This window comes from Bradyrhizobium viridifuturi (assembly GCF_001238275.1).
Lineage (GTDB): Bacteria > Pseudomonadota > Alphaproteobacteria > Rhizobiales > Xanthobacteraceae > Bradyrhizobium > Bradyrhizobium viridifuturi.
Window position 1 is genome coordinate 1 of sequence record NZ_LGTB01000008.1, and the last position, 24,046, is coordinate 24,046.

Here is a 24,046-nt window from a genome sequence, read left to right on the forward strand (position 1 = left end):
CGACCTTCTGAACCGCCATACTTTCTCCCCGCCCCGCTGGCGCGAAACGACGCCTCGTTGGCCCGATCCGGCGGCGCGCGATCGTTGCGGGATCGGGCCTAACCGGGCGACAACGACGCGACGGATCACACCACCAGGCGATCCGAACACACATCGCAGAGACGAGCGCCGGCGTCCGCGTGTCCGCATGCCACGGCATCGTCTTGCCACATCGAGGAGCGTCTTGAAATGACCGAGATCATCGCCGGCATCCGCGTACCCGACAGCGCCATGGCCCGCGCCGCGACCCAGCTGGTGCGCGATACCGAGGACGATCTGCTCTACAATCACAGCCGCCGCGTGTTCTTCTGGGGCGCGTTGACCGGCAACCGCCGCAAGCTGCAATTCGATCCCGAACTGCTCTATATCGGCGCCATGTTCCACGACATGGGCCTCACCGCTCGACACGCGAGCCCCGACCTGCGCTTCGAGGTCGACGGCGCCAACGCCGCCCGCGACTTCCTCAGGGGTTATGGCGTGCCGGAGCGCGACATCGAGGACGTCTGGACCTCGATCGCGCTGCACACCACGCCCGGCGTGCCCGAGCATATGCGTCCAACCATCGCGCTGGTCACCGCCGGAGTCGAGATGGACGTGCTCGGCATCGCCTATGACGATTTCTCGCACGAGCACCGCGACCACGTCTGTGCGCACCATCCGCGCGAGGCGAACTTCAAGGAGAACATCATCGATCACTTCGCCGCTGGCACCATCAAGAAGCCCCTCACGACATTCGGCAACGTCAAGGCCGACGTGCTGGCGCTCAAGGACATGAACTACACCAGGATGAATTTCTGCTCGATCATCCTCGGGTCGAAATGGCCGACCTGACGTGCTGTCAGGCGTGCGGACCGTCAGGGCCAACAGCTTGGCCTCCCGCCACGCGTGCGAGCCTGCCAAGATAATGCGCCCACCCCTTGGCATGGCTCGCGCACTGCGCCTCATTCGGCAGGCCGCTATGGGTCATCCGCAACAGCGTGCCGTTATTCTGCTCCGTCAGGTCGATCTCGATCAGGCTCGATCCGGGCGGCACTTCCGCGCCGCCTTCCCAGCCGAAGCTGTAGGCAAGACGGTGCACCGGCACAACCTCGCGGAACGCGCCGCGCGCAGCCCGCGACATATCTCCGGAGACACCCTTGAGCAGATAGAGCCCGCCGGGATGCAGCTCGGTCTCGGCCTCGAGCCCCATCCAGCTTACGATCTTCTGCGGATCGGTCAGGAAGGCAAACACGGTTGCGGGCGGGGCTGCGATCTGCATCTCGCGTTGAACGATGAAGGCTTCAGTCATCGATCCATCCTCCATGGGTGGTCGTCAGGGATAATTCGTGACAAGGGCGGTGCGTCACCTCCATGATGGGGCGATGCGATTGTCCTCGACACTGAGCTGGCTGGTCGACGCCGCCGCCGAGACCGCGAGCGCCAACCGGTTGCTGGCGGATCTCGGAAGCCACCTTATCACAGATGGCCTGCCGCTTGCCGGTGGCACCCTGACGCTCGAAGTTCCGCACCCGCTGATCGCACGGCGCACCTGGCTTTGGCGCGCCGAAAATGGCGAGGTGATCGAGGCGCTCGGCTTCGCGCCGGAACAACCTTTTGCAATGCCTGAGATGGTCGGATCCGGCGATGCCGGCCGGCGCTGGCTCAATAGCCTCGCGCCCGGCCCGATCCACGAGGACACGATCGGAACGCGGCCGGACGGCCCGACGCTCGGCTGGATCGGAACACGTGCCTTCACGCCTGCCGAAGCGGATCGACTGCGCGAGGCGGCGCGTTTCATGGCCGCGCCGCTCGCGGCACTCGCCGCGCGCGCGACATTGACGGCGGCGCTGGAGGCCTATCTCGGCCGGCGCAGCGCCGCGCGCGTCCTGGCAGCACCATTGCGGCGCAACACCGGCGAGACCATCCGGGCGGCACTTCTGTTTGCCGACCTGCGCGGCTTCACCGCGCTCTCCGAAAGCCATCCGCCCGCCGAGGTGATCGCGGCACTCGACGCCTGGTTCGACCGCATCGCCGGTGCGATCCACGCTTTCGGCGGCGAGGTGCTGAAGTTCATTGGCGACGGCCTGCTCGCGATCTTTCCGGTCACGACCAGCGCCCGCAGCGCATGCGATGCGGCATTGCGCGCGGTATCGGCGGCGCGCGTCGGCATGGCGCATCTCGATACGGAGCGGCGCAAGCAGGGCTTGCCGCCACTGCCGTTCGGCGCGGCGTTGCATCTCGGCGAAGTGCATTGGGGCAATATCGGCGCCGCCGATCGCCTCGACTTCACCGCGATCGGCGCCGCGGTCAATCTGGTCAGCCGGCTCGAAGGTCTGTGCAAGCCGCTGGAGCAGACCGTGCTGGTCTCGGGCGCCGTCGCCGCCGAGACCGAGACGCCGCTGGTCGCGCTCGGCACCCATGAGCTGCGCGGCATCGCGCGGCCCTGCGCCGTATTCACCCTGCCGGAGGCATGAGCCGGTCATCGGAACAGGCGCAACCACGGCGCCAAATGAAATGCGCTCATCAGCGCGTACATCGGGACCATCCCCTGCAATGACAGCGGCCCCTGCATGGCGCCGCAGATCATGTCGGCCGGCGCCAGCGCGGCAGTCAGCGCCATCACCGCGAAGGTCGGCGCCGCCGCGAGCGACAGCCACCGCGCTGCGATGGCACCACGGCCGCCAAACCGGCCCTTCAACCAATCCTCATGTGTTTCGATTCCGGTCATCATTCGATCTCTCTGGAGATGATCCATGTCGTCATGTGCTAGGTTAGGACCGGGCCTCGGAGGGCGAGAGTGACAAGTGTGTCGGGATTCGAATGGACTCGCTGATTACGGCTGCGGCGCGCGCGCTCGCGGCGGGTGATCCCCTCGGCGCACTGAAACGGGTGGCCCTGCGCGACGATGCGCCGGCGCTGGCGCTGCGCGGCATCGCGATGGCCCGGCTCGGCGATTTCACCCGCGCCAAGGAGCTGTTGCGGCGTGCCGGCCGCGCCTTCGGTCCGCGTGAAGCCATCGCGCGGGCACGCTGCGTGGTGGCGGAGGCCGAGATCGCGCTGGTGTCGCGCGACCTGTCCTTTCCCGGCAAGAGCCTCGCCGCGGCGCGCGCAACGCTCGCAGCGCGCGGCGATGCGCTCAACGCCGCGCACGCCGGCTACCTGGAAATCCGCCGCCTGCTGCTGATCGGGAGCCTCGATGCGGCCGAGCGCATGCTGGGCGGTCTCGATCCAGCGCCCTTTCCGCCGGCGCTGCGTGTCGGCCATGAGCTGGTCGTCGCCGGCATCGCGATGCGGCGGCTGCGGACCAAGCCGGCGCGCGAGGCGCTGGCACGAGCAAAGGGCGCCGCAGCGCGCGCCGGCATCGCCGAGCTAGCGGCCGAAGTGGAGAGCACCGCACGCCTGCTCGCGACACCCGCGGCTCGCCTGATCGCACGCGGCAGCGAACGGCCGCTGCTGCTCGAAGAGGTCGAAGCCCTGATGGCGTCGAAGGCGCTCGTGATCGACGCCTGCCGCTACGTCGTGCGCGATGCCGGCACGACCGTTTCGCTGACACGGCGGCCGGTACTGTTCGCGCTCGCCCGCGCGCTGGGTGAGGCCTGGCCGCAGGACGTGTCGCGCGGTGCGCTGATCGCGCGCGCGTTTCGCGGCAAACATGCCGATGAATCGCATCGCGCGCGGCTGCGGGTCGAGATCGGACGGCTGCGCCGGGCGTTGCATCCGCTTGCAGAACTCAACGCGACACCCGACGGCTTCGTGCTGAAGCCGCATGGCCGCCGCGAGGTCACCGTGCTGGCGCTGCCGGTCGAGGAGGAGCATGCGGCGGTGCTGGCCTTCCTCGCCGATGGCGAGGCCTGGTCGAGCTCGGCGCTGTCGGTCGCGCTCGGCGCCAGCCAGCGCACCGTGCAGCGCGCGCTCGATGCGCTCGCCGCGACCGGCAAGGTGCAGGCCGTCGGCCGCGCCCGGGCGCGGCGCTGGATGACGCCCCCGGTGCCGGGATTCACGACGACGTTGTTACTCCCTGCCCCGCTGCCGAACGGCTAGCATCGGGTTGAAATCAGACAACTGGAGCGCCGCATGAAGAAGTCCGAAGCCGAGATCATCCGGGAATATGCCTTCGAAGGCGTCGAGAGTGTCGGCGGCGTCAGCTTCGACGGCGAGCAGGTCTGGTTCGCCGCCGGCGGCCAGCTGGTCGCCTTCGACCCGGACAGCGGCGAGAGAACCCGCACCCTCGACATTGCGGCCCATGCCGGCACCGCCTTCGACGGCACGCATCTCTATCAGATCGCCGAGGACCGCATCCTGAAGATCGAGCCGAACAGCGGACGCGTGGTGTCGACGATCCCCTCGCCCGGCGGCGGCCGCGACTCCGGCCTCGCTTGGGCGGAGGGCTCGCTGTGGGTCGGCCAGTATCGCGACCGCACCATCGTTCAGGTCGATCCGGAAACCGGCAAGGTCATTCGCACCATCGAAAGCAACCGCTTCGTCACCGGCGTCTCCTGGGTCGATGGCGAACTCTGGCACGGCACCTGGGAAGAGGACCAGAGCGACCTCAGGCGCATCGATCCACAGACCGGTGAAGTCATGGAAAGGCTGGAGATGCCGAAGGGCACGTTCGTCTCCGGGCTCGAATCCGACGGCAAGGACCGCTTCTTCTGCGGCAGCGGCTCGACCAACAACAAGGTGCGCGCGATCCGGCGACCGAAGCGCAGCGGCGCGTGAAGCGACCAATCGCTCCACGCGCTGAGCCGGCTCAAGCCGGCGCAGGCACCGCGGTGGGCCGCGCCGATACCATCGGGCGGAAGGTCATCATGATCAGGAACGCACCGAGGCCCGTGGCCCAGGAGCCGACATAGAGCCACGTATAGCTCGCAAAGGTGTCGTAGATCAGCCCACCGGCAAGCGGTCCGGTCGCCATGCCGAGACTGCCGGCCATCGCGGTGCCGCCGATCACGGTGCCCATCATGCGCAGCGGAAAGTTCTCGCGGATCAACACCGAATACAGCGGCATGGTGCCGGCATAGATGAAGCCGAAGATCGCCGCGACCGCGTAGAACGCGGCCAGCTCGCGCACGAAGACATAACCGAGCGCGCCGAATGCCTGCGCCAGCAGCCCGAGCACCAGCACGCGCTTGGCGCCGAAGCGGTCGCCGAGCAGCCCGAAGGCGATCCGGCCGCCCATGCCGGCGAGCCCTTCCACGCTGTAGATCGTCACCGCGGCGACCAGCGGAATGCCGCAGGTGACCGCGTAGCTCACGGTGTGGATGATCGGCCCGGAATGCGTGGCGCAGCAGAAGAAATTGGTCGTGATCAGGATGATGAATTGCGGCGAGCGCAGCGCCTGCGCCAGCGTCAGCGGCGGCTCCCCATTGTCGGAAGTCACGGCGGCGTGGTCGCCTTGCAGCGCCGGCGGGCGGCGCACCAGGAACGAGACCGGGATCATGATCGCGCCGACGACGCCTGAGACGATCAGCATCGCAGTGCGCCAGTCGTGATGGGAGATCAGCCAGGCCGCCAGCGGCGACATCGTCATCGGCGCCATGCCCATGCCGGCCGACACCAGCGAGACGGCGATGCTGCGATGGGTGTCGAACCAGCCGGTGACGCAAGCCATCATCGGTGCGAAGATCGCGGCCGTGGCGGCGCCGACCAGCACGCCGAACATGAATTGAAACGCCAGCAGCGAAGGTGCCTGGCTCGCCAGTGCAAGGCTTGCCGCGAGCACAATCGATCCGGTCAGCACCACCGGGAGCGGCCCGAAGCGGTCGGACAGCGTGCCCCAGATCATGCTGGTGAAGGCCATCGCGAGGAAGCCGATCGTCATCGCGCTGGAGATCCCCGTCACCGACCAGCCGGTCTCCCGCGCCATCGGCTGCAGGAACACCGGCAGCGAGAACATGCCGCCGATCGCGACGCAGCCAAGCAGGCCGCCGGCCGCGACGATCACCCAGCGATAGGTCGAATTGCTCATTCCGGAACTCCCATGCCGCTCGTTCTGGATGGAAGACGAACGGATCGAACTGGAACCGACACCGAAGGATCGTTCCAGCTCACCTTTTTTGAGTCTGGCAGCGTCCGGCGGCCCGCGCGACGGGAGGGGTTCCTATTCGCTCGCCGCCGGTGTTTCCTCTATCGCGGGAGAACAGGCATGCAGGGTATGCTGGGAGAGAAGATCGGCGATGGGCTCTTTGCTGACGTCCACGCCTGGGCGCCCGGTCAGGTCGTCAAGCTGGCCAAGCCAACTATCCCGCAATGGGTCGTCCAGCACGAGATGCAAATGACCCGCGCGGTCTTCGCCGCCGGCGGCCCGGCGCCGGATGTGCTCGGCGAAGTCACCCTGGACGGGCGCTTCGGCATCGTGCTGCCGCGGTTCGATGGACCGACCCTGCTGCAGGCTACGCGCACCGGCGCCATCACGCATGAACAAGCGGGCGCAATTCTTGCGACGCTCTGCCATGCCGTTCACAAGACGCGACCGCCGCCGGACGCATTCTCGCTGCGCGAGGCGATGGACGCCAGATTGCGGTTCGGCGGCAGCGTGCTTCCGGAGCGCATCATCACCGGCGTCCTCGCGCTGATCGAGCACCTCGCATCCGATGACGTGCTGTGCCATTCCGATCTTCACCCCGGCAACGTGATCATGACGGCGCAGGGCCCGAGGCTGATCGACTGGATCGGCGCGGCTCGTGCGCCCGCCGCCTACGAGATTGCGCAGTGCCATGTCCTGATTGCCGAGCTTGACCCGGAACACGCCGACGATCCGGGGCGGGCCACGGTCAATTCGGTTCTGCAGTCGGAGTATGCGCGGCTGGCCGGCACAACGCCTGCGGCGCTGACGACGGCGATGCAGCCCTATTTGCCGATCGTCCGCGTATTCCTACTGCTCGGCGGGGCCAAGCCTGACATGCGGGAGCGGCTGATCCAGCGCGTCGAGGCGGCCCTGCGCTCCGAAGGCTGAGTGGTTTTGGTCGCGCGCGAGCCGGAGTGGCCTGTCGAAGCGAGCCGTCAGTGTCGCCTCTGGGTGACAAGGCGATATCCCTGACGTCAGGTCGTGCGGTACGCACCCTGGTTTCCCGTCAACGTCCTGCCAGACTGCATCCGGGCTGCGGCGTGATCTGGCCGAGCGCACGGACCTGGACGAGTTCCGTACCCTGCGTCCTGGCGATGAACATGTTCATCGCCGTGTGATGGTCCTGGCCGAGCGTCACCGGGCCGGTCGGCGACAGAATGGTTAGGCCGGCCATCGCATCAATGATGGCCTCCTTGTCGAGCTTGCCGGCCTTCTCGGCCGCCGCCTTGAGCGCGATCAGCGTGTTGTAATGCGTCATCACATAGTTCGACACCGCGACGCCCGGCTCAGCGGCGGTGCGGGCCTTTGCTACGAACGCCTTGACGGCGGGATCCTCGCTCGCCGCGAGCGCCGGCGCCACCGTCACCATGTTCTGGCCCTTGCCGCGGAAGATGCCGAGATCGACCTCCGACAATCCAAGGAAGGCAACCGTGATGTCCCTCAGCAACCCGGCCTCGTCGGCCTGGCGGATGAAATCCATCCCGTCACCCTTCAGCGCGAACAGCAATACCCTGGCCTTGCTCGCCGCGACCTCCTTGATCAGCGGTGAGAAGTCGGTCTCCGTCCCCAGCGTGTATTTGGTCCCGACCACCTTGCCGCCGAGCTTCTCGATCAAGGGCTGCGCGATGCCGAACATCTGATGCGGCCAGACCCGGTCGGCGCCGAGCAGGAAATAGGTGTTGCCGTAGGTCTGCGTCATGTAGGGCAGCAGCTGGCCAAGCTCCTGGTTCGGCACCGCGCCGAACGAAAACAGATAGCGGCTGCATTTGCCGCCCTCGTAGTTGGTGGCGTAGAGCAACGGCGTCTTCGAGCTCTCGGCGAGCGGCACCAGCGCATTCAGATTGCGCGAGGTGATCGGGCCGACCACCGCAATCACACCGGGCTTCTCGACCAGCGAACGCATCGCATCAGCGGCCGGCTCCGGCCGTGTCTTGTCGTCGGCATAGATGATCTCGACGGGCCGACCGAGAATGCCGCCCGCCGCGTTGATATCCTTCGCGGCGAGGTCGAGGCCGAGCTTCGCCTGTTGGCCATAGAGTTCGACGCCGCCGGAAAACGGCAGGACGGCGCCGACGCGGACCGGTTCAGCTGCGCGCGATGGATGAAGCAGCACGCCGTAGGCCAACAGCGCGAGCGTCATGCAAGTGATCGAGCGTGATGCCATGTGCGTCTTCCCTTCGCGCAGGATGCAACCGTGCTTGATCGATACTATCGGCGCGGCACTGAAGATTTCGTCAAGCACACACCTCATTGCGTCACATGCGCACAGAGGCCGGCGGCCCTGCGGCGCTTGACATTCAGAGGTTGCAGGCGTATTTCGACGGCCCTCGCGAGCACCATGTTCGCGAACCAAGCGAGCGAAACCGATGCAACCGAAACCGCAGCCAGGATACGAACAGATCCGCAAACCGTCGGCCGATCTACAGCCGATCGTCTGTGCATGCCCGGTTCATGGGAGCGGTCTCGCTTGAGCGCGATCGACAATCCGTAAGTCACGGACCCTCCCGAGCCAGCCGCTTCGGAGGGTTTTTTGTTGCCCACAAGCGGTCTGGTCAAGCTCCGGCAAGGACAATCCCGAATGACCGCGCGGCGTGCGCGCGGTTTTGTCCAGATTCAGCAGGAACCAAGACAATGCGACGACCTGATCCCTACCAGGAACGCGCCCGCGAACTCTGCCTCGCTGCGGGCATCGATCCGGATTCCCGCGTCGGCGAAGGCCGCGGCCAGCCGGCCTGGTGCCTGTATCGCGATGCCGCCCGCAAGGAGAAGCTTGCGCGCGAGGCCGATGCGGCCTCGGCGGAGATCGCGATGCTGCGCCCGCAGGAGGAGCGTTTCCAGAACGCGCCGCTGAAGGTATTCGGCGAGCATGACGCGGCGACCATCAAGCAGATGCGAAACTGCATGGCGGTCGGCAACGTCGTGTCCGGCGTGATCTGTGCCGACGGCCATCTCGGCTATGCCCAGCCGGTCGGCGGCGTGATCGCCTACGAGAAGCAGATCAGCATCTCCGGCGTCGGCTTCGACATCGGCTGCGGCAACATGGCCGCGCGGCTCGACGTGCGCTTCGACGACATCCGCGAGACCGTCCCGACCATCATCCGCGACGTTGCCAAGGTGATCTCCTTCGGCATCGGCCGGAAGAACGTCGAGAAGGTCGAGCACGCGCTGTTCGACGATAGCGACGCCTGGCGCGAGAGCGACATGGAGGCATACCGGCAGAAGGCCGTCGGCCAGCTCGGCACGGTCGGCTCCGGCAACCACTATGTCGACCTGATGCGCGACGAGGCAGGCTTCGTCTGGATCGGCGTTCACTTCGGAAGCCGCGGGCTCGGGCACACCAGCGCGACCCGCTACCTCAAGGCCGCCGGCGGCAAGGACGGGATGAATGTTCCGCCCGCCATCGTCGACGAGGATTCCGAACTTGGGCGCCGCTACATCGCCGCGATGCAGCTTGCGGGCCGCTATTCCTATGCGGGCCGCGAGTGGGTCGTGGATCGTGTCCGTCAGATCATCGGCGGCCAGATCACCGAGTCCGTGCACAACCACCACAACTATGCCTGGCGGGAAAGGCATGACGGCAAGGATTTGTGGGTGGTGCGCAAGGGCGCGACGCCGGCCTTCCCCGGACAGCGGGGCTTTGTCGGCGGGTCGATGGGCGATGATGCCGTCATTCTCGAGGGCATCGATAGTCCGGAGGCCAAGGCCTCGCTCTACTCGACGGTGCACGGCGCCGGCCGGCTGTTCGGCCGCAACGAAGCGAAGCGCCGCTTCACGCGCGAGGAGATGGACCGCTGGCTCAATGAGCGCGGCGTCACGCTTGTCGGCGCCGATCTCGACGAGAGCCCGATGACCTATCGGCGCCTGCCGGAGGTGCTTGCCCACCACGCCGGAACGGTGAAGGTGCTGCACACGCTGCGGCCGTTTGCCGTGGCCATGGCCGGTGAAGGCGAGTTCGATCCGTTCAAGGACTAAAGCGAGGCGTACGCGCCTCGCTCAGGTGTGGTGGCGAAATGGGAACGCTGCGGTCTGCAAAACCGCCATGAGCCGGTTCGACTCCGGCCCACACCTCCAAGGCTTCACGTCCAAAGCTTCACGTCCAGGCTTCACGTCCGAGGCTTCACCTTCAAGGCTTGTTGCCTGTCCCGGACCAGGAAGCTATCCTGGTGCTGCCCGTCGAGAGCGTCTCCGGGCGATCCCCCAGACCTGCAAGTGCCGTCAGGCGTTCCGCGATCGCGGACCGCCTGCTCTCACGATCGCAAGCAAAGGACCTTCTCTTGAACGATCGCTTTGTCCTGATCTCCGGCTGCTCGGGCGGCGGCAAGTCGACGCTGCTGGCCGAGTTGCACGCACGCGGTTATCCGGTTGTCGAAGAGCCCGGCCGCCGCATCATCGCCGATGAGCTAGCGTCCGGCGGCACGGCCCTGCCCTGGGTCGATGCGCCGGCGTTCCTGCGCCGCGCCATCGACGTCGCGCTGAAGGATATGGCGACCGCCAAGGCCCAAGCCGGATGGGTGTTCTTCGATCGCGGCCTCGTCGATGCGGCCTCGGCGCTGGAGGCATTGACGGGCGAGACGGTGCTGCGCCCGATCTGCGCCGCCCGTCGCTACCACCGGCGCGTGTTCGTTACGCCGCCATGGCCCGAGATTTACGTCACCGACACCGAACGCCGCCACGGCTTCGAGGCGGCGGCAGCTGAGTATCACCGGCTGGTGCAGACGTTTCCGATGCTCGGCTACGACGTCATCGACCTGCCGAAGATCTCGCCATCCGAGCGCGCCGATTTCGTGCTGACGACGCTCGGCAGCGGCGGCGCATCGACGGCTTGATCAAACGAACCAACAGCGCTCCTAGAACGACGTCCCGCCACCGAACCGGAACTCCTGCACGATGTCGTACTTGCCCTTCGTGATCGGCACAGCGTAGTCGAAGCGCAGCGGCCCGAACGGCGACGCCCAGATCAGGCCGACGCCGACCGAGGTCCTCACCACGTTCTCATCGTCATACTGCAGGCCGCATTTGCAGGCGGCGGTGTTCACTTCACCGGTCGCGGCCCACGACGTCGGGCCTTCATATCCCCACAGCGAGCCGGCATCGGCGTAGACCGCCCCCTTCAGCCCAACCTCCGAGGGCAGGAACCAGAACGGCATCTGCAGCTCCATCGACGCGCCCCAATATTTGGTGCCGCCGAGCGCATCCCCGACCGCCCCGAAACTCGCATAGGTAATATCGCGCGGCCCGATGCCGTTGGTGGCAAAGCCACGCACGAGGTTCGGCCCCATCTGGAAATGATCCAGCATGCGCAGGTCGTTGTCCCCGACCTTGGTGAGCACGCCGCCCTGCAGGTGAATCAGTCCGACGAGATCGGACACCAGCGGGGTGTAGTATTTCGCGTCGACCGCGCTCTTCAGATACGTCACATCGCCGCCGACGCCGGCAAAATCCTGCTTGAAGTCGATCAGCAGGCCGTCGGTCGGGTTCTTGTTGTTGTCGAGGGTGTTGTAGGTCAGGGTGTAGCCGATCATCGAGGTCCAGGTCGCACCTGCGGCCAGCTCCTTGCGCACTGGCAAGGTGGACTCGCCGTCGCCGTAGCAGCCATAACCATAAAGCCCCGACGAGACCGAGTTCGTCGGATCGACGCCGCCGAGCACGCTCTTGATGTAGGCTGGCGTCGGATTGAATGCGAGCGATGTGTTGGACGCATTGTTGTTGCAATTGTCGTAGGCGCTATCGAGCGAGACTTCCTGCTGGTACAGCGAATAGCGCAACTGCAGCGTCAGGTCCTCGCGCAAGGCAAGACCCAGCCGCGGCGAGAACCCGATCGTCTTCACGCCGTAGGTCGTGTAGGTCGTCGGCAGCTGCTCCTTGTAATAGGCATCGAGCCCGAGCGCGACGCGGTAGTCGAGCAGATACGGCTCGACAAAGGACAGCGACAGGCCGCGCGAGTACTGGCCGTAGCTGACCGATGCCTTCGCGAACAGGCCACGGCCGAGCAGATTGCGTTCGGAGACGCTGACTTCGGCAAGCGCGCCGTCGGTCGTGGAATAGCCGCCCGAGACGGAGAAGTCGCCGGTCGACTTTTCCTCCAGATCGACAACCAGGATCACGCGATCGCTCGATGAGCCCGGCTCGGTGGTGATCTTGACCGTCTTGAAGTAGTCCAGATTCTTCAGCCGCCGTTCGGCGCGATCGACCAGCGCGCGGTTATATGCATCGCCCTCGGAGAGATCGAACTCGCGCCGGATCACGTAGTCGCGCGTGCGGCCGTTGCCGCGGATGTCGATCCGCTCGATATAGGTCCGCGGCCCCTCCTCTATGCGAAACACGATCCCCACGGTGTGGGCCTCGAAATTGCGATCGCCATCCGGACGAACCACGGCGAAGGCGTAACCGCGGCGCGACGCCTCGATCTGCATGTCCTCGACCGACTTCTCGACCGCCTCGGCATTGTAGAGCGAGCCCTCGCTGACGCGCGAGAGCGAGCGCAGACTATTCGGGTCGAAGCCCGCGATCGTCGATCGCAAGCTCACGGCGGCAACGCGGTACTGCTGTCCCTCGTCGATCTTGAACGTGACCTGAAAACCCTTGTGTTCCGGGTCATACTCGGCGAGCGCGGCCACGACCTGCACGTCGGCATAGCCGTGCTTCAGATAGAAGCGGCGGATCAGGTCGCGATCGGCCTCGACACGGTCGGGGTCGTAGATGTTGGCGGTGCCGAGGAAGCTCAGGAAGTTCGTCTCATGGGTCTTGATCACGTCCTTCAGGCGCGCCGCCGAATAGCTGTCGTTGCCCATGAACTCGATTGTCTTGATTCCGGTCTTCGCTCCCTCGTCGATGGTGAAGACGAGATCGACGCGGTTGTTCGAGCGTTCGATGATCTCCGGCTTGACGCGTACATCGTAGCGGCCCGAGTGGCGGTAGATCTCGGCGATGCGCAGCGCGTCCGACTGCACCATCGGCCGCGACAGCGTGCCGCGCGGCTTGGACTGCACCTCCGCCGTGAGCTGCTCATCCTTGACCTTCTTGTTGCCCTCGAACGCGACCCGGTCGATCACCGGATTCTCGATTACCGAAACGATGACCCGGCCGCCGGTATGACTGATCTTGACGTCCTGGAACAGGCCAGTCGCGACCAGCTCCTTGAGGCCGTCGTCGATGGCGGCCTGATCGAGACGGCCGCCGGGCCCCGGCCTGAAATAGGAGCGAATGGTCTCCGCCTCGACCCTGCGGTTGCCTTCGATCGTGATCGCATCAACCGATTGGGCTGCTGCGGGTGCCAACACCAGCCATGTCACCGATGTCGCCGGGATCGAACACCCCATGAGCACGATCGCTGCGACCAAGCTCCGCCACGTCTTCATTCCACACCTCGCAAACAAGCCGCCCGTTGTGACGGGATGCTGATGGCTGCGGTGTGGCTGCCGGATTGCGGGATTATTTCCAGTGATTGGGGACTGTGAGCGCCGAACGACGCGGCCATCGGCCCGGTTTGTTTCCGCCTGCCGGCGCTGCTTACAGTTCAGAAACATTATGCTTACGAAAAGGCGCAATGCCGCCCACAAGCGACGCGCATGCTGGTCGATTGGTGGCCAAGCCAACGCGCCGGAATGCGCGCAAATGCCCTTATGACGAGGCCCAGTCGCGGACCATGCTTGCACACACGCCAAAGATCCTGGTCGTCGAGGACGACCTGCCAACCAGAGACCTGATTGCCCGCTATCTCCGCGACCAATCCTGCCTGGTGGCCACGGCCTCGAACGGCAGGGAAATGGATCGTTACCTTGCCGGCCACTCGCTCGATCTCGTCGTGCTCGATCTGATGCTGCCGGGAGAGGATGGACTGACCCTGTGCCGCCGCCTGCGCGGCGACTCGACGATCCCGATCATCATGCTCACAGCGAAGGGCGAGGACCTCGACCGGATCCTCGGCCTCGAGATGGGAGCGGACGATTATCTCGCCAAACCGTTCAATCCGCGCGAGCTGCTGGCGCGGATCAACGCCGTTCTGCGCCGCCAGGCCCAGGCCGGCCTCGCCGGACGCTCCGGCCAGAGCGCGGCGCGCCTGCGCTTCCAGGACTGGACCATCGACCTTCGCCTGCGCGAGCTGCGCGATCCCGACGGCGCCCAGGTCCCGCTGACCAGCGCCGAGTTCGACCTGCTGCAGGCGTTCTGCGAACGGCCCGGCCGGATCCTGACGCGCGATGGCCTGCTGACCATGACGCGCAGCCGCCCGGCCAGTCCATTCGGACGCAGCATCGACGTGCTGGTCAGCCGGCTCCGCCGCAAGCTCGACGCGGGCGAAGGGCCGTCGATCATCAGGACGGTGCGCACCGGCGGCTACATCTTCACGCCGCATGTTGAGGACGCATGAGCTGGACCCGCAGGATTGCCGCACTGTTCAGCTTCCGGCGGATCAGCGGCCAGATCGCCGCGCTGATCCTGCTTTCGCTGGTGTTGATCCACGCGCTGATCGGGCTCTATGTCATCGGCCAGAAACCGAGGTCATTTCCGGACCGGCCCGTCCACCAGTTCGAAATGATCGCAAAGCTGCTGGCCGAGAGCCCCGCGGCCGATCGCGCAACGGTGCTGCAAGCTGCCAGGCGAGCCTTCCCTCAGTTGCACATTGTGCTGCATGAGGCAGGCCCAAGTACAACCAGCGATCCGCTGTCCTCCGCGAAGGCGGTGCCGGCCACGATCCGGTTGCCCGACGGAGCGATGGTCGAAGCGACGATCGGCTCGACAAAACTGCCGCCCTTCTTCGGCGGCTTCTGGGTCAGCACCATCCTGTTCCTGTTCGTCAGCGTTACGCTGCTCGGCGTGTGGGCCGGTCGTGCGCTCAGCGCGCCGCTGTCCGCCTTTGCCCGCGCCGCCGAGAATTTCAGCATCAGCCAGGCGGCCGCTCCGCTGCCGGAAAGCGGCCCGGAGGAAATCCGCGCCGCGGCGGTCGCGCTCAATCGCATGCGCGAACGCATCACCACGCTGATGAATGACCGCACGCGGATGCTGGCCGCCATCAGTCACGATCTGCGAACGCCGATCACCCGGCTGCGGCTGCGGTCCGAATATATCGAGAACGACGCCCAGCGTGCGGAGACCCTGCACGACCTCGACCAGATGCAGGCCATGCTGGAATCCGTGCTGTCGTTTCTGAGCGGCGGCAGCGCGGCGAAGCCGACCCTTGTGAACGTGGCCGCGCTTCTGCAGACGATTGGCGAGCAATTCTCCGATTGCGGTCATGTCGTGCGTTACCAGGGCCCGGTCAGGGCCTCGCTGCTGATCCGCCCCGGCGACATCAGCCGCACCGTGACCAACCTCGTCGAAAACGCCCTGCGGTTCGGCAGCGAGGTCAACATCCGGCTGACGGCATCCACGCATCAGACCATCATCGACGTCTCGGACGACGGCCCGGGGATTCCGGAGCATCGCCGCGCCGAAATGCTGAAGCCCTTCGTCCGCGGCGACGAGGCCCGCACCATGGACGAGAAGAGCGGGTTTGGACTCGGTCTTTCAATCGCTCAGGCCATGGTGAGTGGTCATGGTGGCGAGCTGTCCCTGCACGACAACGCACCGCACGGCCTGCTCGTCCGCATCAGATTGCCGGGAGCCACGCATCTCGGATCGGATCGAAGCGGGGCGAGCCCGTCTCGATCAGAGCTTCGCGAGCTCGCGTAGACCGAACTTCGGGTCGCGTTCGTCCGCGGCTCGGCCGGCACGCTATGCAGCCGCCGATCAGCCCTTCTTCGGATCGCCGCGCGTGTGATGCAGCAGATTGTCGCGCAGCCTGACCACACTCTTCTGCACGATCGGAAATTCGTCGCCGAGCCCGGTGGCTTCGACCAGCGACGCGTTGATCTCCTTGTCGAGCAGGCGCCGGCCGGCCGGCGTCAGGCTCACCCGCACCTGCCGCTCGTCGGCGGGATCGCGGGTACGGCTGATGTAGCCGCTCTGCTCCAGCTTCTTGAGGATCGGCGTCAGCGTGTTGGATTCCAGGAACAACTTTTCGCCGAGCGCGCTGACGGTCTGCTCGTCCGCCTCCGACAGCGCGATCAGGGCAATGTACTGGGTGTAGGTCAGGCCGAACGCGTCGAGAATCGGCTTGTAGGCGCGGCCGAAGGCCAGATTGGCCGAATAGACCGCAAAGCACAGAAAACTCGATAGTTTTCGGCCCTTTGTGTCGGCCTTGGACGAACGGGTCACGGGCGTCTCCGGAGTTTGTGAAGTCCAGACCAATATAAATCGTATCCGATTAAATCGGAAGAGCTTGACACCGCCTGACCCGGGATCTATTTCAACTCGCATCCGATTAGATCGGCTACGATGTATATTCATCCAAAAGGAGTTCGCCATGACCGCCAATGCAAAGGTTCTCGTCACCGGAAAGACCCACGTCACCGCCGGCCCGAACGGCGCCGCCCGCTCGCGCGACGGCTTCCTCGACGTCAAGCTGCCGCAGCCGCACCCGGCCGCAGAGAACCTGTTCGCCGCCGCCTGGTCGGCTTGCTACATCGGCGCAATCCAGCTCGCCGCCGGACAGCGCAAGGTCAAGCTCGCGAGCGAGCCCGAGGTCGACGCCGAGATCGACCTGAACCAGGCCGGCGGCGCCTTCTTCCTGAGCGCCCGCCTCAACGTCCACGTCCCAGGCGTCGAGCGCGAGGTCGCGCAGGAGTTGATCGAAGCCGCGCACGGCATCTGCCCCTACTCCAAGGCGGTTCACGGCAACATCAATGTCACGACCACCCTCGTCTGAAGCACAGGGATGACGAGCTCCGACGCGAACCGGGCTCTTGCCGGTTCGCGGTCGGACAGACCCAAAAGACAAACCCGGAGTTCAAGATGACCAGGAAGCTGTTGAAGGCGACGCGCCTCCTCGCAAGGACGGCCTTGTTCGCTGTAAGTCTCCTGACGATCCCGAGCGCGCAGGCGCAGCAGCCGGCTGGCATCGCCCGAACCGATCTGCAGCGCCACGATCTCAGCGCGTCCGGACGTGAAGCCGTCCAGGTGCGCGTCGACATCGCGCCGGGCAAGGCATTCGGCCAGCACACCCATCCCGGCGAAGAGATCATCTATGTGCTGGCAGGCACACTCGAATACGATGTCGAGGGCAAGCCGCCGGCAACGCTGAAGGCCGGCGACGTGCTGTTCATCCCGGCCGGCACCATCCACGCGGCGAAGAACGTCGGCGACGTGACGGCCAGCGAGCTTGCGACCTATATCGTCGAGAAGGACAAGCCGCTGCTGACCCTCGTGAAGTGACCGATGCCGCCTGCTCGCCCCTACGCAATTCTCATCTTGGAGCGAGCGCGGCGACATCACATCACTTGGTGCACTGAACCTCCGGCTGACGCACCGTCCGCCCATTGAAGATCAGGAAGCTGATCGCGGCCATGATCCAGACGCCGATACCGCCATAAAGCATCACCCAGCCAAAACCGCTCGCCAGCGCCTGATGTACGATCGGACCGGTCAGTTCCGGCGCGGATGCGGCATCGCCGGACGCGATCCGCTCGGCAAGGACACGGAGTTGCGCGCCATCGAGCGCCGGCAGCACCGCCCTCAGATGCGCGAGCACGCCGCTCGCCAGGATGAACCCCATCAGCGCGATGTTGACCGACAGCGAGACCATCCGCGCGCTCATGTCGATGCCGGAGGCCATGCCGGCGCGATCGCTCGAGACCGAGCCGGTCGTCGTGTTGGTGACCGGCGTATTGGTGATCCCAAGGCCGATGCCGGCAAGCAGGCAGCCCGGCAGCATCGTCAGCCAATCGGGCTGCGCGGCGGCGCTGCCGAACTTCATCAGCATGAATCCGGTGCCGATGGTGAACAGTCCCGCCGGAATGATCAGGCCCGGCTGATAGCGCAGCGACAGGCGCTCGGCGAACGGCGGCATCACCAATGTCGGCAGCGTGTAGGCGAGCAAGGCGAGTCCCGCGGACACGCTGTCATAGCCGAGGCCGGCGTGAAACCAGATCGGCAGATAGATCATGAACGGCCAGTAGCTGAGGTTCATCGCTGCCGAACCGACAATCGAACCCGAGAACGCGGGGATCCGGAACACGGAAAAATCGAACATCGGCCGCCGGCTGATTCTCTCGGCGACGAGGAATGCAATGAAGCTCACCGCAGAGACGCCGAGGATCGCAAGCCCCTTCGGGCTGGCAAAGCCGAGATCCGGCCCCTGCGTGATGTAGAAGGCGAGACAGAACACCGCGAGAGACATCGTCACGATGCCGGCGACGTCGAGGCTACTGGCCTTCGGGTCCTTCGATTCGTGCACGCCGCCGATCGTGAGCACGAACGCGACGGCTGCGAACAGCACGTGGACGAGAAACACCCACTCCCAGCTCAGCACCGCGACCACGGCACCGCCGACGATCGGCCCGAAGCCGAGACCGATGCCGAAGATCACGCCCCACCAGCCCCAGGCGACCGCGCGCAGGCGGCCACCCTGGAATTCGTGCGACAGCACGGCGATCTGGCAGATCAGGAGCGCGCCACCGCTCAGGCCCTGCAGGAAGCGGGCAACGATCAGCATCTCGACGCTCGAGGCGACGCCGCAGATCAGCGAGGTAATGCCGAAAGCCGCGATCGCGACCAGGAAGATGCGCTTGCGTCCGTAGCGGTCCGCCACCGTCCCGATCGCCATCAGCACCGTCGTCACCGCGATGGTGTAGGCGTTCATGATCCATTGCAGCGCCTTGAAGTCGGCATGCAGCACCCGCTCCAGCGTCGGTAGGATCGCGGGGATGCTGGAAATCTCCAATCCGAACATCAGGCAGGCAAGGCATACGGCGGAGAGAACGACAGCGCCGCGGCGGCTCAGTTCAGTAGACATGATCAGGCCTTTTGTTGTGGCAAGCCAACGGCATACCGCACGCTGTTGCCAGGGTGCTGGCAGCAGCGTCGGTCGATCGACTCACGATGTATTGAGGCAGCAGCGGCAGGAATCGGGTGGCCACGGCGCTTCACGGCACAAAGCTAGTGACGCCTTGAGCATTGGTGAATTGGATGACTAGATATTTCAGAGACAACAATTCCGGATGACTGACATGACCACGCTCGACATCGACGCCGTGAAGACCTTCGTGACCATCGCCGAGCTCAAGAGCTTCACCCGTGCCGCCGAAGCGCTCGGCACGACGCAAGGCGCGATCAGCGTCAAGCTGAAGCGGCTGGAGCGCCAGGTCGGCCACAGGCTGATCGAGCGGACGCCGCGGCTGGTGCGCCTGTCGGCCCAGGGTGCCGAGTTCCTTGCGCCCGCGCGCGAGCTGCTCGCCGCGCATGATCGCGCCGTCGCCGGGCTGTCGTCAGCCCGCCGCCGCTTTTCGCTGGGGATCGCCACGCACGTCGGCGCCCCCGAACTTCCCACCCTGCTCGCCCGGTTGAGTGCACATGATCCCATGCTCACGATCGAGGTGCGCCTCGACGATGCCCGTGACCTGCTCGGCACCTTCGATCGCGGAATGATCGACGCCGTGATCATCTTCCGGGACGACGATCGCCGCGACGGCGTCGTTCTCGGCCCCGATCATTTCGGCTGGTTCGCCACGCCGGAGTTTCTCCATCGCGCCGGAGAGCCGTTTCGATTGGCCGCATCGTCACCCGCCTGCGGCATCCTCAACACCGCGACGCGCGCGCTCGACGCGGCGGGATTGCCATGGACGGAAACCTTCCTCGGTTGCGGAGCTTTTGCCGTCGCCGAGGCGGTCTCGGCGGGCCTGGCGATCTCGGTGTTCTCACGCCGGGTGGCGCCGCCCGGCACAATCGAGGTGACGCAGAAGTTCGGCCTTCCCGCCCTGCCCCCATCCGAGATCATGCTGCTGTCGACACTGTCAGACGCCAGGTCGCGCGCGGCGTTGAAGACGCTGGCAAGTGCCTTTCGCGAGCACCATCGTCCGCCCGCGAGCGCAGGCAGCGCAGCGGGAAACCCGCGAGCCGTGGCCGTCGCTGTCGGGTCCTGAACAATCAGCGACGCGCAGATCGCCTGCCGGCTAACACCGCGCCCGCTCGGCGCGTCTTCCCTCGAACAGTGCACGGTCGGACGCGAGCGCCTTGGCAAGAAAATCCAGCGTGGCGCGGATGCGCGCGGTGCGCCTGAGATCGTCATGCGTCAACAGCCATAGCGCCGATCGCGGCTCGGCGAGCGGCTTCGGCGCGAGGCGGCGCAGCGCCGGCGCGAGATCGCCGACATAGCACGGCAACAGAGCCAGCCCCATTCCCGCCGCCGCGGCGTCGCGCAGCGCCGGAAGCGCATCGACGCGGCAGGCGACGCGCGCCGCACGCAGGTGCTCGCGCATCCAGCCGGCGATCACGGTTCCCGCCAGCGCGTCGTCGAGCCCGATCCAGTCATGCGCAGACAGATCCTTGTCGTCGCGCCGGGCGAGATAGGCGCGCGATCCGTAGACCGCATGGGCAATGTCGGCGATGCGCCGCCCGACCAGCAGTTCGGATGGCGCAGGCGTCGGCCGGATCGCGATGTCGGCCTCGCGGCGCGTCAGGTTGGCCATCGCATTCGAGACGATGATCTCGGGCTGGATCTCCGGATGCGCGCGGCGCATCCCGGGCAGATGCCGCATCAGCACCGCCCCGAGCGTGTCTGTCGTTGTGATACGGACCGGGCCGGACGGTCTGAGGTCCTGTCCCGCCAGCTGGCGCTCGAGCGCGAGCACCTCGTCCTCGAGCCGGGCCGCCGACACCGCTGCGGTCTCACCGGCGGGCGTCGGCGCATAACCGTCGCGGAAGCGCTCGAACAGCCGCGTCCCGATCGCCGTTTCGATCGCGCCGAGCCGGCGAAACACCGTGGAATGAGTCACGCCCAGTCTGCGCGCCGCGCCTGAGAGGCTGCCCTCGCGCGCGACCGCGAGGACAAGGCGAAGGTCATTCCAGTCGAGAGGGCTGTGCATTTTTGCAAACTCATTTGGCAGCTTTGGATAATACCTTATCACAGACGAACAGGCCATCTTCCGGAACGTTGGAGCGGCGCGCCGACGATGCAGAGGAGCTGGCAAGTGACGAGCGAAACCACCGAGACGTTGCAATTGCACGACACGCTGCCGGTAACGGTCGACCCGCGGCGATGGCTGGCGCTGCCTGTGCTGCTGACGGGCGCCTTCCTGCCGATCCTCGACTTCAACGTCGTCAACCTCGCGCTACCGGCCATTCGCGCCAATCTCGGCGCGACGGCGAGCGAGGCGCAGTTCGTGATCTCGGCCTATGCCGCGACCTACGCGGTGTTCCTGATCACGGGCGGTCGGCTCGGCGACCTGCTCGGCCGGCGGTGCATGTTCCTCACCGGTGTCGCCGGATTCACGGTCGCTTCCGTGCTGTGCGGCATTGCTTGGTCGCCCACCGTGCTGATCGGCGGACGGATCCTGCAGGGCCTCACCGCCACCGTGATGGCGCCGCAGGTGCTCGCGTCGATCCGCGTGCTGTTTCCCGCGGCAGAACAGGGCCGCGCGCTCGGCTTCTACGGCGCGACGTTCGGCCTTGCCAATATCTGCGGCCAGGTGCTCGGCGGCGTGCTGGTGTCGACGCATCCGTTCGGCCTCGCCTGGCAGGCGATCTTCCTGATCAACCTGCCGATCGGCCTCGTCGCGTTCATCGGTGGCCTGCTGTACCTCGCCGACTCGCGCGCCGATCATGCACAGCGGCTCGACATCGGCGGCGTCGTCCTGCTGTCGCTCACGCTCGGCCTTCTGGTGTATCCACTGATCGAGGGACGCGGATCCGGCTGGCCCGTCTGGATCATCGCGATGCTGCTAGCGTCTCCGCTGATGCTTGCGGCTTTCGTCCGCTTCGAGGCGCGGCTGTCCGCACGTGGCGGCGATCCGCTGGTTGCCCTGCAACTGCTGCGCAACAGCGACTTCGTGATCGGGCTGGTGATGGCGCTCGCCTTCTATATGCTGTCGTCGTTCTATTTGACCTTTGCGGTCTACCTGCAAAGCGGGCTGCATTTTTCACCGCTGGCGGCCGGCCTTGCCACCCTGCCCTTTGCGACCGGCTTCTTCGTGAGCTCGCTGGTATCGTCGCTGGTGATGCAGTGGCTCGGCGCGCGCACGCTGACGCTTGGGTTCGCGCTCCAGGTCATTGGCTTCGGCATCGTGATGCTGTCGGTGAGCGGCGTGCTTCCGCAGAGTGCCGAATTCGGCCTGATCTGCGGCGGGCTAGGCTTCGGCACCGTGATGCCGTCGGTCATCAAGGTCGTGATCGGCAGCATCGATCCGCGCCACGCGGGACTCGCGTCAGGCATGATGATCTCGACCTTCCAGATCGGCGCCGCACTCGGCGTCGCCGTGATCGGCGGCGTCTTCTACAGCCTGCTCGGGCCGCACCCGCAGGCCGACGACTATGCACACGCCTTCACCATCGCGCTCGGCTGCAACGTTGCGCTGCTGGCGCTCGGCGGCTGGCTATCGCTGTGGCTGCCGCGCGAGCCGGCGGCAAGTTGACATCGTCGCAACCGATGGTGAATGCCATGAAGCTCATGATCAACGGCATCTGGCGCGGCGATGTCGAGCCGACGCCCGAACTGCGGGCACAGCAGATGATCCATGCCGGTCGCTTTCGCGACCGCATCAGCGCAGACGGCGCGTCGGGTTTCCGCGCGGAGCCGGGGCGCTATCACCTCTATGCGTCGCCGGCCTGTCCGTTCTCGCACCGCGTCCTGATCGTGCGCGCACTCAAGCAACTGGAGGACATCGTCGGCGTCTCGATCCTGCATCCCCATTGGGATACGCCGAATGGCTGGGGCTTCGCGGATACCGCGCTGTCGACCATCGACGGTGCCGGCAATGGCTTCCGGCGTCTGCACGAGGCCTATCGCGCCTCGGCGCCGGACTATACCGGCAAAGTCACCGTTCCGGTGCTTTGGGATCGGCGCTCATGCCGCATCGTCAACAATGAATCGCTCGAGATCGCAGCAATGCTGAACGACGCCTTCGATGCGATCGCCGGCGATCGCGGTCCCGATCTCTGCCCTGCCGATCTCAAGTCCGATATGGACGACCTGAACGACGGGATTGCCCGCCGGCTGTCGGTCGGCGTCTACGCGGTGGCCGGCGCGACGCATCAGGGCGCATACGCCGCAGCGATGGATCAGTTGTTCGGTTTTCTGGATGAACTCGACGGCCGGCTGAGCGACGGCCGCCGATTTTGCCTCGGCGAACGTCCAACGCTGGCCGATGTCCTGTCTACGCGACGCTGGTGCGCTTCGACGCCGTGTACAATCCGCTGTTCCGCGCGAGCCGCAGGCGGCTTGTCGACTATCCGCACCTGCCGAGGCTGCTGAAGCGTTTCCACGCCCTTCCCGGCGTCGGCGCGACGCTTCGTTACGACCATATCCTCACGCACTACTACGATGGCGATTGGGCGGTTGCCGCCCGCCGCGGCATCGTGCCGGAGCTTCCGATGACGAACTGGCTTGCTCCGGATCGGACAAAACAAACTGGAGAGCTCCCATGACCACACCATTGTACGACGCCTCGGTTCCGGTATTCCGCCAGATGCTCGACGCGCTCGCCGACCTGCTGCGCAAGGGCGAGGCTCACGCCCGCGAGCGTGGTCTCGATCCCGACGCCATGCTCGCGGCGCGGTTGGCGCCCGACATGCTGACGCTGGTCGGTCAGGTGCAACGGGCCAGTGATCACGCCAAGGGTGCCGCCGGGCGGCTCGCCGGTCTCGAGCCACCGCCGTTTGCCGACGACGAACAGAGCCTCGCCGAGGCTCACGACCGCATCTCGCGGACGCTCGACTATATCGACACCGTTCCGCTGCAGGCATTCGACCAGGCGGCAGAACGCATCATCACGTTGCCCTTCGGCGTCCCGCCAATGCCGGCGGCGCGCTACCTCTACGGCTTCGCACTGCCGAGCCTGTTCTTCCACGTCACCACCGCCTACGCCATCTTGCGCCATCGCGGCGTGCCGCTCGGCAAGCGGGATTTCCTTGGCAGTTACCTCCCGAACTGAT

At 65.9% G+C, this 24,046-nt stretch carries 23 protein-coding genes and 1 tRNA gene; 16 read left to right on the top strand and 8 right to left on the bottom strand.

The window, feature by feature from the left end; genetic code table 11:
* The first annotated feature begins 228 nt into the window (after nucleotides 1-228).
* Nucleotides 229-870, top strand: coding sequence for an HD domain-containing protein (locus ALC15_RS08920; protein ID WP_050626924.1), 642 nt, complete (start codon nucleotides 229-231; stop codon nucleotides 868-870).
* A gap of 7 nt (nucleotides 871-877) precedes the next feature.
* On the opposite strand, the gene ALC15_RS08925 is transcribed toward ALC15_RS08920, so the two are convergent.
* The gene (locus ALC15_RS08925) at nucleotides 878-1,327 is read right to left on the bottom strand and encodes an SRPBCC family protein (RefSeq protein ID WP_050627067.1); all 450 of its coding nucleotides are present in this window, start codon (nucleotides 1,325-1,327) and stop codon (nucleotides 878-880) included.
* Between the two features lie 73 nt (nucleotides 1,328-1,400).
* Here ALC15_RS08925 and ALC15_RS08930 point away from each other — a divergent pair, with 73 nt between their 5' ends.
* Nucleotides 1,401-2,492, top strand: a complete 1,092-nt coding sequence (locus ALC15_RS08930; RefSeq protein ID WP_050626925.1) for an adenylate/guanylate cyclase domain-containing protein — start codon at nucleotides 1,401-1,403, stop codon at nucleotides 2,490-2,492.
* Between the two features lie 5 nt (nucleotides 2,493-2,497).
* On the opposite strand, the gene ALC15_RS08935 is transcribed toward ALC15_RS08930, so the two are convergent.
* The gene (locus tag ALC15_RS08935) at nucleotides 2,498-2,746 is read right to left on the bottom strand and encodes a hypothetical protein (RefSeq protein ID WP_244485998.1); all 249 of its coding nucleotides are present in this window, start codon (nucleotides 2,744-2,746) and stop codon (nucleotides 2,498-2,500) included.
* Nucleotides 2,747-2,838: 92 nt separating this feature from the next.
* On the opposite strand from ALC15_RS08935, the gene ALC15_RS08940 reads away from it, so the two are divergent.
* Both ALC15_RS08940 and ALC15_RS08945 read left to right on the top strand, forming a co-directional pair.
* Nucleotides 2,839-4,059, top strand: a complete 1,221-nt coding sequence (locus tag ALC15_RS08940; RefSeq protein WP_050626926.1) for a helix-turn-helix domain-containing protein — start codon at nucleotides 2,839-2,841, stop codon at nucleotides 4,057-4,059.
* A 33-nt stretch (nucleotides 4,060-4,092) separates the two neighbouring features.
* Nucleotides 4,093-4,737 (top strand): Vgb family protein, encoded by a 645-nt coding sequence (locus tag ALC15_RS08945; RefSeq protein ID WP_050626927.1) that lies wholly within the window; start codon nucleotides 4,093-4,095, stop codon nucleotides 4,735-4,737.
* A gap of 31 nt (nucleotides 4,738-4,768) precedes the next feature.
* Here the strand turns inward: ALC15_RS08945 and ALC15_RS08950 are convergent, their stop codons facing one another.
* On the bottom strand, nucleotides 4,769-5,986 hold the full coding sequence (locus ALC15_RS08950; RefSeq protein WP_050626928.1) for an MFS transporter: 1,218 nt from the start codon (nucleotides 5,984-5,986) through the stop codon (nucleotides 4,769-4,771).
* Nucleotides 5,987-5,998: 12 nt separating this feature from the next.
* Here ALC15_RS08950 and ALC15_RS08955 point away from each other — a divergent pair, with 12 nt between their 5' ends.
* Nucleotides 5,999-6,973: an aminoglycoside phosphotransferase family protein gene (locus tag ALC15_RS08955; RefSeq protein WP_244485999.1), complete on the top strand. Its 975-nt coding sequence runs from the start codon at nucleotides 5,999-6,001 to the stop codon at nucleotides 6,971-6,973.
* A 118-nt stretch (nucleotides 6,974-7,091) separates the two neighbouring features.
* Here ALC15_RS08955 and ALC15_RS08960 read toward each other — a convergent pair whose 3' ends face one another.
* The gene (locus tag ALC15_RS08960; RefSeq protein ID WP_157860890.1) at nucleotides 7,092-8,249 is read right to left on the bottom strand and encodes a substrate-binding protein; all 1,158 of its coding nucleotides are present in this window, start codon (nucleotides 8,247-8,249) and stop codon (nucleotides 7,092-7,094) included.
* A 467-nt stretch (nucleotides 8,250-8,716) separates the two neighbouring features.
* Between ALC15_RS08960 and ALC15_RS08965 the strand changes: the two genes are divergently transcribed.
* The 3 genes from ALC15_RS08965 (at nucleotide 8,717) to ALC15_RS08975 (ending at nucleotide 10,911) form a co-directional block, all read left to right on the top strand.
* Nucleotides 8,717-10,057: an RtcB family protein gene (locus ALC15_RS08965; protein WP_050626931.1), complete on the top strand. Its 1,341-nt coding sequence runs from the start codon at nucleotides 8,717-8,719 to the stop codon at nucleotides 10,055-10,057.
* A gap of 24 nt (nucleotides 10,058-10,081) precedes the next feature.
* Nucleotides 10,082-10,156, top strand: a tRNA-Cys gene (locus tag ALC15_RS08970).
* 203 nt (nucleotides 10,157-10,359) lie between these two features.
* Nucleotides 10,360-10,911: an AAA family ATPase gene (locus ALC15_RS08975; RefSeq protein ID WP_050626932.1), complete on the top strand. Its 552-nt coding sequence runs from the start codon at nucleotides 10,360-10,362 to the stop codon at nucleotides 10,909-10,911.
* Nucleotides 10,912-10,932: 21 nt separating this feature from the next.
* On the opposite strand, the gene bamA is transcribed toward ALC15_RS08975, so the two are convergent.
* The gene (bamA, locus tag ALC15_RS08980; RefSeq protein ID WP_430649150.1) at nucleotides 10,933-13,404 is read right to left on the bottom strand and encodes an outer membrane protein assembly factor BamA; all 2,472 of its coding nucleotides are present in this window, start codon (nucleotides 13,402-13,404) and stop codon (nucleotides 10,933-10,935) included.
* 326 nt (nucleotides 13,405-13,730) lie between these two features.
* On the opposite strand from bamA, the gene ALC15_RS08985 reads away from it, so the two are divergent.
* Both ALC15_RS08985 and ALC15_RS08990 read left to right on the top strand, forming a co-directional pair.
* Nucleotides 13,731-14,453 (top strand): response regulator, encoded by a 723-nt coding sequence (locus ALC15_RS08985; protein ID WP_050627069.1) that lies wholly within the window; start codon nucleotides 13,731-13,733, stop codon nucleotides 14,451-14,453.
* A complete protein-coding gene (locus ALC15_RS08990; RefSeq protein WP_050626934.1) occupies nucleotides 14,450-15,754 on the top strand; it encodes an ATP-binding protein in 1,305 nt (434 codons plus the stop codon). Before ALC15_RS08985 ends, ALC15_RS08990 begins: the two co-directional genes overlap by 4 nt.
* A gap of 57 nt (nucleotides 15,755-15,811) precedes the next feature.
* Here the strand turns inward: ALC15_RS08990 and ALC15_RS08995 are convergent, their stop codons facing one another.
* Nucleotides 15,812-16,279, bottom strand: a complete 468-nt coding sequence (locus tag ALC15_RS08995) for a MarR family winged helix-turn-helix transcriptional regulator (RefSeq protein WP_050626935.1) — start codon at nucleotides 16,277-16,279, stop codon at nucleotides 15,812-15,814.
* A 148-nt stretch (nucleotides 16,280-16,427) separates the two neighbouring features.
* On the opposite strand from ALC15_RS08995, the gene ALC15_RS09000 reads away from it, so the two are divergent.
* Nucleotides 16,428-16,829, top strand: a complete 402-nt coding sequence (locus tag ALC15_RS09000) for an Ohr family peroxiredoxin (RefSeq protein ID WP_050626936.1) — start codon at nucleotides 16,428-16,430, stop codon at nucleotides 16,827-16,829.
* Nucleotides 16,830-16,915: 86 nt separating this feature from the next.
* A complete protein-coding gene (locus ALC15_RS09005) occupies nucleotides 16,916-17,335 on the top strand; it encodes a cupin domain-containing protein (protein WP_050626937.1) in 420 nt (139 codons plus the stop codon).
* Nucleotides 17,336-17,396: 61 nt separating this feature from the next.
* Here the strand turns inward: ALC15_RS09005 and ALC15_RS09010 are convergent, their stop codons facing one another.
* A complete protein-coding gene (locus ALC15_RS09010; RefSeq protein ID WP_050626938.1) occupies nucleotides 17,397-18,914 on the bottom strand; it encodes an MFS transporter in 1,518 nt (505 codons plus the stop codon).
* A 214-nt stretch (nucleotides 18,915-19,128) separates the two neighbouring features.
* Here ALC15_RS09010 and ALC15_RS09015 point away from each other — a divergent pair, with 214 nt between their 5' ends.
* Nucleotides 19,129-20,040, top strand: a complete 912-nt coding sequence (locus ALC15_RS09015; protein ID WP_050626939.1) for a LysR family transcriptional regulator — start codon at nucleotides 19,129-19,131, stop codon at nucleotides 20,038-20,040.
* A 30-nt stretch (nucleotides 20,041-20,070) separates the two neighbouring features.
* On the opposite strand, the gene ALC15_RS09020 is transcribed toward ALC15_RS09015, so the two are convergent.
* Nucleotides 20,071-20,982: a LysR family transcriptional regulator gene (locus ALC15_RS09020; RefSeq protein ID WP_050626940.1), complete on the bottom strand. Its 912-nt coding sequence runs from the start codon at nucleotides 20,980-20,982 to the stop codon at nucleotides 20,071-20,073.
* A 105-nt stretch (nucleotides 20,983-21,087) separates the two neighbouring features.
* Here ALC15_RS09020 and ALC15_RS09025 point away from each other — a divergent pair, with 105 nt between their 5' ends.
* The 3 genes from ALC15_RS09025 to ALC15_RS09035 all read left to right on the top strand — a co-directional run bounded on the left by ALC15_RS09025 (nucleotide 21,088) and on the right by ALC15_RS09035 (nucleotide 24,045).
* Nucleotides 21,088-22,527, top strand: a complete 1,440-nt coding sequence (locus ALC15_RS09025) for an MFS transporter (protein ID WP_244486000.1) — start codon at nucleotides 21,088-21,090, stop codon at nucleotides 22,525-22,527.
* Nucleotides 22,528-22,553: 26 nt separating this feature from the next.
* Complete coding sequence (locus ALC15_RS09030) at nucleotides 22,554-23,366, top strand: glutathione S-transferase C-terminal domain-containing protein (protein WP_157860892.1); 813 nt, start codon at nucleotides 22,554-22,556, stop codon at nucleotides 23,364-23,366.
* A gap of 169 nt (nucleotides 23,367-23,535) precedes the next feature.
* Nucleotides 23,536-24,045, top strand: a complete 510-nt coding sequence (locus tag ALC15_RS09035) for a DUF1993 domain-containing protein (protein WP_050626943.1) — start codon at nucleotides 23,536-23,538, stop codon at nucleotides 24,043-24,045.
* Nucleotide 24,046 lies beyond the last annotated feature (1 nt).

What these genes read in the sequence shown, in the direction of transcription:
- ALC15_RS08920 (WP_050626924.1), top strand. Translation starts at nt 229, where the DNA reads ATGACCGAGATCATCGCCGGCATCCGCGTACCCGACAGCGCCATGGCC.
- ALC15_RS08925 (WP_050627067.1), bottom strand. Translation starts at nt 1,327, where the DNA reads ATGACTGAAGCCTTCATCGTTCAACGCGAGATGCAGATCGCAGCCCCG.
- ALC15_RS08930 (WP_050626925.1), top strand. Translation starts at nt 1,401, where the DNA reads ATGCGATTGTCCTCGACACTGAGCTGGCTGGTCGACGCCGCCGCCGAG.
- ALC15_RS08935 (WP_244485998.1), bottom strand. Translation starts at nt 2,746, where the DNA reads ATGACCGGAATCGAAACACATGAGGATTGGTTGAAGGGCCGGTTTGGC.
- ALC15_RS08940 (WP_050626926.1), top strand. Translation starts at nt 2,839, where the DNA reads ATGGACTCGCTGATTACGGCTGCGGCGCGCGCGCTCGCGGCGGGTGAT.
- ALC15_RS08945 (WP_050626927.1), top strand. Translation starts at nt 4,093, where the DNA reads ATGAAGAAGTCCGAAGCCGAGATCATCCGGGAATATGCCTTCGAAGGC.
- ALC15_RS08950 (WP_050626928.1), bottom strand. Translation starts at nt 5,986, where the DNA reads ATGAGCAATTCGACCTATCGCTGGGTGATCGTCGCGGCCGGCGGCCTG.
- ALC15_RS08955 (WP_244485999.1), top strand. Translation starts at nt 5,999, where the DNA reads ATGCCGCTCGTTCTGGATGGAAGACGAACGGATCGAACTGGAACCGAC.
- ALC15_RS08960 (WP_157860890.1), bottom strand. Translation starts at nt 8,249, where the DNA reads ATGGCATCACGCTCGATCACTTGCATGACGCTCGCGCTGTTGGCCTAC.
- ALC15_RS08965 (WP_050626931.1), top strand. Translation starts at nt 8,717, where the DNA reads ATGCGACGACCTGATCCCTACCAGGAACGCGCCCGCGAACTCTGCCTC.
- bamA (WP_430649150.1), bottom strand. Translation starts at nt 13,404, where the DNA reads ATGGGGTGTTCGATCCCGGCGACATCGGTGACATGGCTGGTGTTGGCA.
- ALC15_RS08985 (WP_050627069.1), top strand. Translation starts at nt 13,731, where the DNA reads ATGCTTGCACACACGCCAAAGATCCTGGTCGTCGAGGACGACCTGCCA.
- ALC15_RS08990 (WP_050626934.1), top strand. Translation starts at nt 14,450, where the DNA reads ATGAGCTGGACCCGCAGGATTGCCGCACTGTTCAGCTTCCGGCGGATC.
- ALC15_RS09000 (WP_050626936.1), top strand. Translation starts at nt 16,428, where the DNA reads ATGACCGCCAATGCAAAGGTTCTCGTCACCGGAAAGACCCACGTCACC.
- ALC15_RS09005 (WP_050626937.1), top strand. Translation starts at nt 16,916, where the DNA reads ATGACCAGGAAGCTGTTGAAGGCGACGCGCCTCCTCGCAAGGACGGCC.
- ALC15_RS09010 (WP_050626938.1), bottom strand. Translation starts at nt 18,914, where the DNA reads ATGTCTACTGAACTGAGCCGCCGCGGCGCTGTCGTTCTCTCCGCCGTA.
- ALC15_RS09015 (WP_050626939.1), top strand. Translation starts at nt 19,129, where the DNA reads ATGACCACGCTCGACATCGACGCCGTGAAGACCTTCGTGACCATCGCC.
- ALC15_RS09020 (WP_050626940.1), bottom strand. Translation starts at nt 20,982, where the DNA reads ATGCACAGCCCTCTCGACTGGAATGACCTTCGCCTTGTCCTCGCGGTC.
- ALC15_RS09030 (WP_157860892.1), top strand. Translation starts at nt 22,554, where the DNA reads ATGAAGCTCATGATCAACGGCATCTGGCGCGGCGATGTCGAGCCGACG.
- ALC15_RS09035 (WP_050626943.1), top strand. Translation starts at nt 23,536, where the DNA reads ATGACCACACCATTGTACGACGCCTCGGTTCCGGTATTCCGCCAGATG.